The organism is Diaphorobacter sp. ED-3 (genome assembly GCF_027625375.1).
Lineage (GTDB): Bacteria > Pseudomonadota > Gammaproteobacteria > Burkholderiales > Burkholderiaceae_C > Diaphorobacter > Diaphorobacter nitroreducens.
On sequence record NZ_CP115182.1, the window covers coordinates 4,069,417 to 4,082,114 of the forward strand.

9 protein-coding genes and 1 pseudogene are annotated in these 12,698 nt (G+C 67.2%); 7 read left to right on the plus strand and 3 right to left on the minus strand.

Annotation, left to right across the window (positions count from 1 at the left end; genetic code table 11):
• Positions 1–41: 41 nt before the first annotated feature.
• The 6 genes and pseudogenes from PCQ86_RS19585 (at position 42) to PCQ86_RS19610 (ending at position 6,473) form a co-directional block, all read left to right on the plus strand.
• Positions 42–1,559: a CoA-acylating methylmalonate-semialdehyde dehydrogenase gene (locus tag PCQ86_RS19585; protein WP_270174555.1), complete on the plus strand. Its 1,518-nt coding sequence runs from the start codon at positions 42–44 to the stop codon at positions 1,557–1,559.
• 83 nt (positions 1,560–1,642) lie between these two features.
• A complete protein-coding gene (locus tag PCQ86_RS19590) occupies positions 1,643–2,074 on the plus strand; it encodes an MASE2 domain-containing protein (RefSeq protein ID WP_270174556.1) in 432 nt (143 codons plus the stop codon).
• A gap of 160 nt (positions 2,075–2,234) precedes the next feature.
• Positions 2,235–2,780 (plus strand): annotated as a pseudogene (locus PCQ86_RS19595) (GGDEF domain-containing protein).
• A gap of 255 nt (positions 2,781–3,035) precedes the next feature.
• A complete protein-coding gene (locus tag PCQ86_RS19600) occupies positions 3,036–5,348 on the plus strand; it encodes an NADP-dependent malic enzyme (protein ID WP_270174557.1) in 2,313 nt (770 codons plus the stop codon).
• Positions 5,349–5,502: 154 nt separating this feature from the next.
• Positions 5,503–5,907: a ribonuclease domain-containing protein gene (locus PCQ86_RS19605; protein ID WP_011807185.1), complete on the plus strand. Its 405-nt coding sequence runs from the start codon at positions 5,503–5,505 to the stop codon at positions 5,905–5,907.
• 140 nt (positions 5,908–6,047) lie between these two features.
• On the plus strand, positions 6,048–6,473 hold the full coding sequence (locus tag PCQ86_RS19610) for a barstar family protein (RefSeq protein WP_011807186.1): 426 nt from the start codon (positions 6,048–6,050) through the stop codon (positions 6,471–6,473).
• Positions 6,474–6,767: 294 nt separating this feature from the next.
• On the opposite strand, the gene rsmA is transcribed toward PCQ86_RS19610, so the two are convergent.
• The 3 genes from rsmA to PCQ86_RS19625 all read right to left on the minus strand — a co-directional run bounded on the left by rsmA (position 6,768) and on the right by PCQ86_RS19625 (position 11,440).
• Positions 6,768–7,529 carry a 16S rRNA (adenine(1518)-N(6)/adenine(1519)-N(6))-dimethyltransferase RsmA gene (gene rsmA, locus PCQ86_RS19615; RefSeq protein WP_252101502.1) on the minus strand — a complete coding sequence of 254 codons (762 nt, stop codon included), beginning with the start codon at positions 7,527–7,529 and terminating at the stop codon, positions 6,768–6,770.
• Positions 7,526–8,923 (minus strand): peptidylprolyl isomerase, encoded by a 1,398-nt coding sequence (locus PCQ86_RS19620; protein WP_374608101.1) that lies wholly within the window; start codon positions 8,921–8,923, stop codon positions 7,526–7,528. Before PCQ86_RS19620 ends, rsmA begins: the two co-directional genes overlap by 4 nt.
• A gap of 63 nt (positions 8,924–8,986) precedes the next feature.
• Entirely contained in the window at positions 8,987–11,440 is a 2,454-nt protein-coding gene (locus PCQ86_RS19625; RefSeq protein WP_123675455.1) for an LPS-assembly protein LptD, read from the minus strand.
• Between the two features lie 86 nt (positions 11,441–11,526).
• Between PCQ86_RS19625 and PCQ86_RS19630 the strand changes: the two genes are divergently transcribed.
• Positions 11,527–12,690: an aminoglycoside phosphotransferase family protein gene (locus PCQ86_RS19630; RefSeq protein ID WP_270174558.1), complete on the plus strand. Its 1,164-nt coding sequence runs from the start codon at positions 11,527–11,529 to the stop codon at positions 12,688–12,690.
• Positions 12,691–12,698 lie beyond the last annotated feature (8 nt).

The following is a 12,698-nucleotide window of genomic DNA, read 5'->3' on the forward strand; positions in this document are numbered from 1 at the left end:
TTGATGGATAAGCGCTAGAGCCCGTTTTAGCTTAGAACATCATGCACCACGACAAGAACGTCACCACCACCATCGGCCACCTGATCGACGGCAAGATCGTTGCCGACACCGAACGCACGCAGCCGGTGTTCAACCCCGCCACCGGCCAATCGACCACCCGCGTGGCGCTGGCGAGCAAGGCCACGGTGGAAGCCGCCATTGCTTCGGCCGAGGCCGCCTTCCCGGCCTGGCGCAACACGCCGCCGCTCAAGCGCGCGCGCGTGATGAGCAAGCTCAAGGTCCTGCTCGAAGAAAACGCCGACAAGATCGCTGCGCTGATCACCGCCGAACACGGCAAGGTGCTGGCCGATGCCCACGGCGAGCTGCAGCGCGGCATCGAGAACGTGGAATACGCGAGCTACGCGCCCGAGCTGCTCAAGGGCGAGCACAGCCGCAACGTGGGCCCCGGCATCGACTCGTGGAGCGAGTTCCAGGCGCTGGGCGTCACCGCCGGCATCACGCCGTTCAACTTCCCGGCCATGGTGCCGCTGTGGATGTGGCCCATGGCCGTGGCCTGCGGCAACACCTTTGTGCTCAAGCCGTCCGAGCGCGACCCCACCAGCACCCTGTTCATCGCCCAGCTGGCGCTGGAAGCGGGCCTGCCCCCCGGCGTGCTGAACGTGGTCAACGGCGACAAGCTGGCCGTGGACACGCTGCTGCAAGACCCGCGCGTGAAAGCCGTGAGCTTTGTGGGCTCCACCCCCATCGCCGAGTACATCTACGCCGAAGGCTGCAAGCACGGCAAGCGCGTGCAGGCCCTGGGCGGTGCCAAGAACCATGCGGTGCTCATGCCCGACGCCGACGTGGCCAACGCCGTGAGCGCGCTGATGGGTGCGGCCTATGGCTCCTGCGGCGAGCGCTGCATGGCCATCCCCCTGCTGGTGGCCGTGGGCGACGAAGTGGGCGACGCCGTGATTGCGGGCCTGAAGACCGAAATCGCCAAGATGAAGGTCGGCCCCGGCACCGACAACAGCAACGACATGGGCCCGCTGGTGACCAAGCCCCACTTCGAGAAGGTGAAGGCCTATGTGGACAGCGGCGTGGCCGAAGGCGCCACGCTGGTGGTGGACGGCCGTGGCGTGCAAGTGGCGGGCCACGAGGAAGGCTACTTCCTGGGCGCCTGCCTGTTCGACAACGTCAAGCCCGGCATGAAGATTTACCAGGAAGAAATCTTCGGCCCCGTGCTCGGCGTGGTGCGCGTGAAGACGCTGCAGGAAGCCATGCAGCTCATCAACGACCACGAATACGGCAACGGCACCTGCATCTTCACGCGCGACGGCGAAGCCGCCCGCTACTTCACCGACCACATCCAGGTCGGCATGGTGGGCGTGAACGTGCCGCTGCCCGTGCCGGTGGCCTACCACTCGTTCGGCGGCTGGAAGCGCAGCCTGTTCGGCGACCTGCACGCCTATGGGCCGGATGCCGTGCGCTTCTACACCAAGCGCAAGACGATCACCCAGCGCTGGCCCTCGGCGGGCGTGCGCGAGGGGGCGGTGTTCAGCTTCCCGAGCAGCCGCTGACGGCACGGCGGGGGTTGAGAAATGCGGCTGCTGGGCAGGCGTCGGCATCGCTATTACAGTTGTTCACAACAATTTGTCTGCCCATGAAGCTGGCCCCCGATCCCTCTTCCCGCAGCAGCGTGCATTGGACCGTGCGCATGAACCGGCGCGATCGCACGATCTTCTACCCGTTGCTTTTTCTGGCGCTGGGTTCGCATCTGCTCGTCACCGACGCGCCAGGATGGACGTGGGTGTTGCTGGCCTTGAACTACCTGGTCTTTCCCCAGGCCGCCTACTGGCGGGCACGACACGCGGTCGACCCGCTGCGCGCAGAAATGCAGAACCTGGACACCGACGTCGTCCTGTTTGGCCTGTGGGCTGGCATCCTGGGCTTCCCGCTGTGGATCACCTTCATGCTGGTCGCATCGGGCTGCATCAACGTCGTGGTCTTCCACGGCGCCCGAGGGGGTATTCGCCTCGTTGTGGGAATTGCCACCGGCGTTGCACTGGCGACGATAGTGGCCCCGCTGACGTAGAAGCCCGACACGGACCTGCGCACCTCCCTGCTCTGCATAACGGCCATGGGGCTGTATCTGTTCGCATTCGCCAGCGATGGCTATCACTGCGCCATAGCCCAGCAGGGTGCATGCGCAGTTGCGCAAACAGTGCGAGGAAATCCAGTCGCTGCAGGTCCAGTTGAGCGAACAAGCCCTGCGCGACCCACTGACCGGGCTGTCCAACCGCCGCCATCTGGACACCGTGTTGGCGGCCACGCTGGAACGCTGCCGCAGCGAAGGACAGCCGCTGTCGCTGTTGCTGCTCGACATCGACCATTTCAAGAGCATCAACGATGCACATGGCCATAGCACCGGCGACCTGGTGCAGCAGGCAATGGCGCAGTTGCTGCTGCAGCATGTGCGCCCCGAGGACACAGCCTGCCGCCTGGGAGGCGAGGAGTTCGTGGTGGTGCTCGACAACACCCCACTGGCCGTGGCGATCGAGCGCGCATAGGAACTGCGGCGGGCTTTCGAAGCGCTTCGTATCCGTGCTCCAAGCGCGGAATTGACTGCCACCCTGTCCTGCTGCGTGGCGGCCTTCCCGGACCAAGGCGATACGCCCCAGGCGCTCATCGCTTGCGCCGACCAGGCGATGTACGCTGCCAAACAGGCCGGCCGCAATCGCGTGACCAGTAGTGCCAGGCCTCCCACCGAGCAAACGGCGGACAGCACGTTGATGGCCTGAGCCGTCGGGCATACGAGGTCCGATCGCAACCTGCGGTAAAACTGTTTCACCCACATACGCATGTCTGCGTACCAGGGTTTCCACGCAAGCCTCCCCTACAATCGCGGTCCCTCAGAGCCTGTTTGCGCTCCTTTCCTGCTTCGCAGCCCTTGAAGGCCGGCAGGCGATCGCGGCAGGCTCGCGATCAGCTGACAACCCGCCCCGGCGGTTCGGGCGCGGCGTCAGCCCCCTGACTTTTGAGCTGGAGACGCCTCAATGCCCGATACCCCCGCGGCCCCCCCCACGTCCGACAAGCGCGCCCTGCTGCGTCGTGCCGCACTCGAATATCACGAGTTTCCCCAGCCCGGCAAGATCACGATTGCTGCGACCAAGCAGATGGTCAATCAGCATGACCTGGCACTGGCCTATTCCCCCGGCGTGGCCGCGCCCTGCGAAGAGATCGTCAAGGACCCCGCCGCTGCCTTCCGCTACACCGCCCGCGGCAACCTGGTCGGCGTGGTGACCAACGGCACGGCCGTGCTGGGCCTGGGCGATATCGGCCCGCTGGCCGGCAAGCCGGTGATGGAAGGCAAGGGCGTCCTGTTCAAGAAGTTCTCGGGCATCGATGTGTTCGACATCGAGATCAACGAGAAGGACCCGGACAAGCTCATCGAGATCATTGCCTCGCTGGAGCCCACGTTCGGCGGCATCAACCTGGAAGACATCAAGGCCCCAGACTGCTTCTACATCGAGCGCAAGCTGCGCGAGCGCATGAGCATTCCGGTGTTCCATGACGATCAGCACGGCACGGCCATCGTCGTGGGCGCCGCCATCCTCAACGGCCTGAAGGTGGCCGGCAAGGACCCCAAGAAGATCAAGCTCGTGACCTCGGGCGCCGGCGCGGCCGCGTTGGCCTGCCTGGGCCTGCTGGTCAAGCTGGGCATTCCACGGGAAAACATCTGGGTGACCGACCTGGCCGGCGTGGTCTACGAAGGACGCACCGAGCTCATGGACGAGGACAAGGTGCAATACACCCAGAAGACGTCCGCCCGCACGCTGGCGGAGGTGATCGAGGGTGCCGACGTGTTCCTCGGCCTGTCGGCCGGCGGCGTGCTCAAGCAAGACATGGTCCGCAAGATGAACGCGCGCCCGCTGATCTTCGCGCTGGCCAACCCCAACCCCGAGATCTCGCCCGAAGACGTGAAGGCGGTCCGCGACGACGCCATCATCGCCACCGGCCGCACCGACTATCCGAACCAGGTCAACAACGTCCTGTGCTTCCCGTACATCTTCCGCGGCGCGCTGGACTGCGGCGCCACGACGATCACCACCGAGATGGAGATCGCCGCCGTTCATGCCATCGCCGAGCTGGCCCAGGCCGAGCAAAGCGAAGTGGTGGCTGCCGCCTATGTCGGCGAGCCGCTGGCCTTCGGCCCGGACTACCTGATTCCCAAGCCGTTCGACCCGCGCCTGATGATGAAGATCGCGCCGGCGGTGGCGCAGGCCGCGGCCGACAGCGGCGTGGCGCAGCGCCCCGTGGCCGACATGGACGCCTACCGCGACCATCTGCAGACCTTCGTCTACGCCTCCGGCACCACGATGAAGCCGATCTTCACGGCGGCCAAGGTGGCTCCCAAGAAGCGCGTAGCCTTCTCCGAGGGCGAGGAAGAGCGCGTGCTGCGCGCCGCGCAGATCGTGGTGGACGAGAAGATCGCGCGCCCCACGCTCATCGGCCGCCCGGCCATCATCGCCCAGCGCATCGAAAAATTCGGCTTGCGCCTGAAAGAGGGCCAGGACTACGACGTGGTCAACGTGGAGCAGGACCACCGCTACCGCGACTTCTGGCAAACCTACCACCGCATGACCGAGCGCAAGGGCGTGACGGTGCCCATCGCCAAGATCGAGATGCGCCGGCGCCTGACGCTGATCGGCTCGATGCTGTTGCACAAGGGCGAGGTGGACGGCCTGATCTGCGGCACCTGGGGCCACACATCGCACCATCTGCAGTACATCGACCAGGTGATCGGCAAGCGCGCCGGCGTGAACACCTACGCCTGCATGAACGGCCTGCTGCTGCCCGATCGCCAGGTCTTCGTGGTGGACACCCATGTGAACTACGACCCCACGGCCGAGCAGCTCGCCGAGATCACCATCATGGCGGCCGAGGAGATGATGCGCTTCGGCATCAAGCCCAAGGCAGCGTTGCTGTCGCACTCCAACTTCGGGTCCAGCAACCAACCCAGCGCGGTGAAGATGCGCCAGACGCTGGACCTGCTGCGCGTACAGGCGCCCTGGCTGGAGGTGGACGGCGAAATGCACGGCGACGTGGCGCTGGACGGCAAGGCCCGCTCGGCCCTCATGCCCCATGGCACGCTGGCGGGCGACGCCAACCTGCTGGTCATGCCCAACATCGACGCGGCCAACATCTCCTACAACCTGCTCAAGACCGCCGCTGGCGGCAATATCGCCATTGGCCCGGTGCTGCTGGGCGCGGCTGAGCCGGTGCACATTCTCACCGCCAGCGCCACGGTGCGCCGCATCGTCAATATGACCGCCCTCACCGTGGCGGATGCCAACGCGGCCCGATAACGGCCATGACAAGCGCCGCTCTACGAGTGGGCGCTGACAATTGCCCTTCGTTCCTGCCCATTTTTTGGGCAGGCGCTTGCCTTATGTGCGCCTTTTTGTCACACTAGCGGGTCGAAATTTCGGGTTAACCCGTAGTTTCTGAAAGGTGTAGTGGATGTTGCAGGCTGTCGCCATCCGGGCGTATAAGGCAATGGGGGCGTGCGTTCTGGGTGCTGCGGTCACGCTTGCGCCCGTGGTGGTGTCCGCGCGGCAGCTCCCTGACACTGCCGCCAATCCTCCCATCTCGCTGGCTGAGCTCCCCCCGCAGGGGCGGGCCACCTATGCGCTGATCCATGAGGGTGGGCCGTTCCCGTACGACAAGGATGGTTCGGTATTCGGCAACCGTGAGCGTCTGCTCCCCCTGAAGAAACGCGGCTATTACCGCGAATACACGGTGCGCACGCCCGGCGTGCGCCACCGGGGAGCGCGGCGCATCGTGTGCGGGGGCGCTCCCCGCACACCGGACGCCTGCTATTTCACCAGCGACCATTACGCGAGCTTTCGAGAAATCAGGGAATGAACGCCAGGAATGCCCCTTGCGGCAAATCCCCTGGCAAGGCCCCTGATGCATCGCACCAACGGTTTTTCTTCCGCTAGCCGCCTTCGCCAGGCTGTCGGATACTTCTTATTCGTGGACCTCTAAAAGAAAGAGCAACGGAGATGGAAACGCCACTTCGTAAAGACCAGGAAACGCTTCTGCGCGGTGTGCGCCCCAATATCGTGCAGTCGATCCGTGCCTTCCGGGTGCACGACCTGCAGGACACGGCGCGCGCCATGGGCCACCACTTCCTGTATGCCAACCTGGCACATGCGCAGTCCAAGCAGGACATCCTGGACCTGATCGCCACGCAGTTCACCTTCCCGGCGCACTTCGGCAAGAACTTCGACGCGCTGTACGACTGCATGACCGATCCGCTGCACAAGTCGGGCCCGCAGCCGGGCTTCATCGTGGTGCTGGAGCAGATCCCGATCACGGCCAAGTTCGACAAGGAAGCCCGCGAGCAGCTGCTGGACATCTTCCGCGATGCCGCCGACTACTGGGGCGACCGCAAGATCCCGTTCCGCTGCTTCTATTCTTTTCTGTAGCCCGTTCTGCAACCGCCGGCCAGGCGGAACGGGCGCAGGAGGAGCACGGCAGTGCCGCCTCCCAGGCCATAGAGATCGCGATCGATCCCGTGGGCGAGAAGATGCCCACCGACAAGCTGGTGGACGTCTCCCCCATGGCGCTGCGCATGAGCAGCCCCTTCAACGCTGGCTACTGGCTCACGGCCGCGTGATGAAGCATGACCGGCCGCAGCCCTGCTCCGGCCGGTCACGGTTTTGCGCTTTGAATCAAATCGGGCGCTAGCGCCCTACCAATAAGCGCGAGCAGCTCCTATTTCAGGAGCATTCCTGCGCCAATGCGACATACTCGCTCACCGGCACCTCCTCGGCCCGGCGCTGGGTGTCGAACGTGCCGGCAAACTGCCGCGCTTCGAGCCAGCGGCCCAGCGTGTGGCGCAACAGCTTGCGCCGCTGGCTAAAGGCCACCTGCACCAACTCCTCCAGCACGGGCATCGATAGCGCCTCGGGCGCTTCGTGCGGCACCATGCGCACCACCGCACTGTCCACGCGCGGCGGCGGATCGAAGCTCTCGGGCGGCACGAACAGCACGTTCTCCATGGCGTAGCGCCATTGCAGCATCACCGACAGCCGGCCATAGGCGCTGGTCGCCGGCGCGGCCACCATGCGGTCGATGACTTCCTTTTGCAGCATGAAATGCTGGTCCGCAATGACCCGCACGTGCGCCAGCAGATGGAACAGGATGGGCGTGGAGATGTTGTAGGGCAGGTTGCCGACCACTCTTATCTTGGGAGCATTCAGCGCTTGCGCTACCTGCGCAAAGTCCACTTTCAGCACATCGGACTCGATGACATCGAGCTGCCCGTGCTGACGCAGCCGCGCGGCCAGGTCGCGGTCCAGTTCGACCACCGTGAGCCGGCCCAGGCGTTCGACCAGCGGCTGGGTCAGCGCCGCCAGCCCCGGGCCGATCTCCACCATGGGCTGCCCGGGCTCGGGCGCGATGGCGCGCACGATCGCATCGATGATGCCCGAGTCGCTCAGGAAGTGCTGGCCGAAGCGCTTGCGCGGGATGTGCTTCATTGCGGAGCGTCGCGGTATTCCACGTAGGCCCGGCCCCGGGCTTCCTGGATCCAGGTGGCGAAGGCCTCGTCGAGCTTCTTTTCGCGCACGGTGTCGCGCACCATGTCACGCTGCTCGCGCTGGGTGAGCTTGGCCTCGCGGCGCTCCAGCAGCTGGATCAGGTGCACGCCAAAACGCGACACCACGGGGCGGCTGATCTCGCCAGGGCGCAGGGCATTGAGCGCCTCTTCAAACTCGGGCACGTAGCGCCCGGGCGATGCCCAGCCCAGGTCGCCGCCGTCCTTGGCGCTGCCGTCCTGCGAATACTCGCGTGCCAGCGCCGCGAAGTCGGCGCCGCCGCGCGCGACGCGATCGCGCAGATCCTCCAGCCGCTCAGCGGCCTGGCGTTCCGACAGGTTGGCATTGGTGCGCAGCAGAATGTGGCGCGCGTGGCTCTGCACGGCCGTGGTGGGCACGCCGCTCTGGGTCTTGTCCACCACCTTCAGGATGTGAAAGCCCGCAGGCGAGCGCACAGGGCCGACCACGCTGCCCACGCTGGCTTGCTGCGTGGCGTTCACGAACAACTCGGGATAGCGGTCGGCCGGGCGCAGGCCCAGCAGTCCGCCGTTGGCGCCTTCGGGCGCATCGGAATACTCGCGCGCCACGGCGCCAAAGTCGCCGCCCGCCTGCACCTTGGCCAGCGCCTCCTGCGCGCGCGCCGAGCGCTGGGCCACCTCGTCCGGGCCGGCGTTCTCAGGCACTTTCACCAGGATGTGGCCCAGGTTGAGTTCCAACTTGCCCGGGCCGGCGGCCTGCCGCTGCTCGCGCAGGTACTGGTCCACCTCCAGGTCGCTCACACGCACGCGCGACTCCACGTCGCGCTCGCGCAGGCGCAGCGCCAGCAGCTGGTTGCGCAGCTCTTCGCGAAAGCGCTCCTTGCTGATGCCATCGGCGGCCAGGCGCCGGTGCATTTCGTCCACGCTGATGCTGTTCTGCCGCGCCACCGACTGCTCGGCCTGGTTGACGGCATAGTCGTCCACCTTGATGCCGGTCTCCTTGGCCTGCTGCACCTGGATCTTCTCCAGGATCAGGCGCTCCAGCACCTCCTTGGCCAGGAGCTCCTGCGGCGGAACCTTGCCGCCCTGGCTGGCGATCTGCTGCACCACGCGCTCGGTGCGCTGGCGCACCTCGTTGTTGGTGATGGGCTCGGAATTGACCACGGCGACGATGTAGTCCGCCTGCCGCGGCGCGTTGGAGGCCGTCGCCCCGGCCGGCGGCAGCAGCGTCGCTGCGGAGGGCAGCCGCGGCTGGCCGGAGGCCGATGGGCGCAGCCCCTGCGCATGGGCGCTCATGGGCACCAGCGGTGCGACGGCGGTCAGGCAGACCAGGCCCAGGGTCAAGGCACGGTGTTTCATGGCGTGGTGCAAATTCATGGTGCAAGGCGGCGCGTCGCCCCAGCGGGGCGGCGCGCAAGGCGATCAATCGTACTGGGTGAAGCGGCTGGGGGTGGACACGCTTTCGCGCAGGAACTGGTAGCGCGGCACATTCTGCTTGAGGCTGGACAGCGGGTTGGAGCCCAGCGACAGGCGCGAGAAGCCGATGAATTCGATCTGGAACATGAGCCGGGTGTTGGACGACGTAACGCTGCGCTGCAGGCGCTCCAGCACCACGCGGCCGATCCAGCAGCAGCTCTCGTACTCCAGGCCCACCACGGTGTCCACCAGTTTGCGGTCCTGCAGGCTGTAGTTCAGCCGCCCCACGCTGTACCAGCGCCCCCCGGCAGAGGAGGGCTTGTCGCCGCGGTCGCCCCACAGGTCGTTGAGCGGCCACTGCCAGCCCACATCGATCTGCTCGCTGGGCTCGGTGATCAGGCCGGTGACCTTCTGCATGCGGTAGGCCGCGCTCACCGTGCGGTAGTTGCCGGGCGAATAGCGCGCCCCCACCGTGGTGCGCAGGGACCGGCCGGTCTTGGGGTTGTATTGCACCGTGGAGTCGAAGCCCCACTGCGGCGTCCAGTTGATGCCCGCGCCCAGCAGCACGTCCGACAGCCGCTCGTTCACCGGCGAGCCGCCGGGCATGGTGACTTCCTGGTCGGAGAAGCGCACGCGCTGTGCCACGCCGAAGCGCGCGGCCTCGGCGCCGGTGTCGGGGTCGAGCAGGCGCGTGGTCACGCCCAGCGTGAGCAGGTTGTTGTCGGCCAGCCGGTCCTGTCCGCCAAAGGCGTTCTCGGTGTAGATCGACGCGAAGTTGAAGTCGTTCACCGCGGTGTCGTAGATCGGCAGCAGGCGCTGGTCGCGGTACGGGGTGTAGGTATAGAAGGCGCGCGGCTCCAGGGTCTGCAGGAAGTCGCGGCCGAAATAGCGGGCGTCGCGCTCGAACACCAGGCCGCTGTCCAGGCTGAACGTGGGCAGCGTGCGGCTGGCGGTGCGCTGGCCGTTGGCCAGCGGCGCATCGAACTCGTAGTGCGTGCTGTGCAGCTGCACGCGCGGTGTGATGAAACCCGCCGGCGCCAGGAACGGCCGGCTGACCTGCGCCATGGTGTAGCTGCGCTTGGCGTTGGGCTGGCCGGTGTAGGCGCGGTCGGCGTGAAAGCTGGTGTAGTCGGCCTCGACACTCGCATCCAGCCCGCCGGCCAGCTGCAGCGGCCGGTACTCCCAGCGCAGCTGCGGCATGCGGTCGTAGGGCGGGATGATGGGCGCGTTCACGTCCTGCAGCGTTTGCCACTTGAGGGTGCGCAGCAGCAGCGAATGCTCGCCGCGCGCCCAGTTCAGCGTCGCGTCGCCCGGCAGCAGGCGCTGGGTGAGCTGGTCGTTCACGCCGCTGCGGCCACTGTTGCGCTGGGAAAAATCGCGCCAGTAGTTGTCGTCGCTCACGCGCTTGATGTCGATGCCCAGTCCCACGCCGCCTGCGGGCGTATCAAAGGTAGCGCGGTGCTTGATGCCGTAGGCCCAGCGGTCGCGGTCGCGCAGCCGGTCGTTGGGCATGTAGTCGGCCGTCAGCTCGCCGCTGTAGCGCGGCTCCAGGTAGCGGAACTCCGTGCCCAGGGCCACGCCGCGCCGCGTCATGACCGTAGGCGTGATGGTGGCGTCGCGGTTGGGCGCGATGTTCCAGTAGTACGGCTGCGCGTACTCGAAGCCGCTGACGCTGTCCAGCCCGAGCGTGGGCGGCAGCAGGCCGGACTTGCGCCGGTCCGACAGCGGGAAGGTGATGTGCGGAATCGGCAGCACCGGCACGCCCTTGAACTCCAGCACGCCATTCTCGGCCGTGCCCACGTCCTCCACGCGGTCCAGGTGGATGCGCTCGGCGCGCAGGATCCAGTCGGGCTGCCAACTGGCCTCGTCGGTGCGCTCGCAGGTGGTGTAGGTGGCGTTGTGCACCACGGAACGGTCGCGGTCGAGGAAGTCCACGCGCGAGGCCTCGCCATGCGCCGCGGTCTCCAGGAAGCGGTAGCGCGCGTCGCTGAAGAAGCCGGTGAAGGCCTCCACGCGCAGGTCCAGCTGCGAGCCTTCATACCGGTTGCCCGCGCGGTTGATGAGCACGTTGCCGCTGGCGCGCGCGCGGTCATCGGCCACGTCGTATTGCATGCGGTCGGCATGCACCACCGTGTCGCCGCGGCGCAGCTCGGCGTTGCCCTCAATCGTGGCCTGGATGTCCGGTTGGCCCGTCACGCGGTCTCCGCGCACGAACACCGGCAGTTGCTGGCGGATGCCGTAGGGCAGCACCTCCTGCAGGCGCGGGCTGGAGCGCAGCGCCGGTGCAGGCTCGGTCGGGACAGCGTCCGCCGCGGGCTGTGCCTGGGCCAGCACGGCCAGTGGCACGCCGCACAGCATCAGGGCCGCCAGCCGCGCCAGCATGCGGCGCGGAGGCAGGGGCGCGGCGAATGGGCGGTGCGTCGGGACGTGCAGGGCGTGGGGCAAGGGGAGACGATCCATGGATTGCGACGGACGGCGGGCCGCTGGGCACGGGCACCGCGGGCCACCCCGCCGGGGAAGGCCGGGTTTGTAGAATCCGATTATCCATGAGCCACCCCTCTTCCCCCACTCCTGCGGGCACATCCGAGCCGGCCACGGGCGCCGTGCACACGGGCGCCGTGCATGCGGGCGCCGTGCATGCGAGCGCCGTGCATTGGACCGACCCGGCCCGCCAGGCAGCCTTCAACGCCTGGCTGGCCCCGCTGGCCGCCTCGCTCCAGTTGCGGCCCGAGTCCCTGCGCCCGGCGTCCGCGGACGCGAGCTTTCGCCGCTACCTGCGCCTGGACGCTGTTGATGGCACCAGCCGCATCGTCATGGACGCGCCGCCCGACAAGGAAGATTGCCGCCCGTTCGTGCAGGTGCAGGCGCTGCTGCAGGCCGCCGGCCTGCGCGTGCCTCAGATCCTGGCCTGGGACGAGGCGCACGGCTTCATGCTGCTGTCCGACCTGGGCGCGCAGACCGCCATCGAGCGCCTGGACCCTGCCAACCCGGCCGCCGCGCACGCCTGGTACCTGCAGGCCGTGGACCTGCTCATCGACTGGCAGCGCGCCTCGCGCCCCGGTGTGCTGCCGGCCTACGACGAGCCGCTGCTGCGCCGCGAGCTGCAGCTCTTTCCCGACTGGTACATCGCCCGCCACCGCCAGGCCACGCTGACCGATGCGCAGCAGACCACGCTGGCCCGCGCCTTCGACGCCATCGTGGCGCAGAACCTGGCGGCCCCCAGCGTGTACGTGCACCGCGACTTCATGATGCGCAACCTGATGGTGGGTGCGGACGAGCGCCTGGGCGTGCTGGACTTCCAGGACGCGGTCTACGGCCCCGTGACCTATGACATCGCCAGCCTGATGCGCGACGCCTTCATCAGCTGGGAAGAAGACTTCGTCATCGACATTACCGTGCGTTACTGGGAGAAGGCCCGCCGTGCGGGCATTCTCGGCGCCGCGAGCGGCAGCGGCTGGGGTGCGGACTTCGGCGACTTCTACCGCGCGGTGGACTTCATGGCGCTGCAGCGCCACCTGAAGGTGGCCGGCATCTTCGCGCGCCTGACGCTGCGCGACGGCAAGCCCAAGTACCTGGCCGACGCGCCGCGCTTTATCGCCTACATCCGCCAGACGGCCGGCCGCTACCGCGAGCTGTCGCCGCTGCTGCGGCTGGTGGACGAACTGGAAGGCACGCAGGCCGCCATGGGCTACGCCTTCGGGCGCGTCTAGGTTTACAA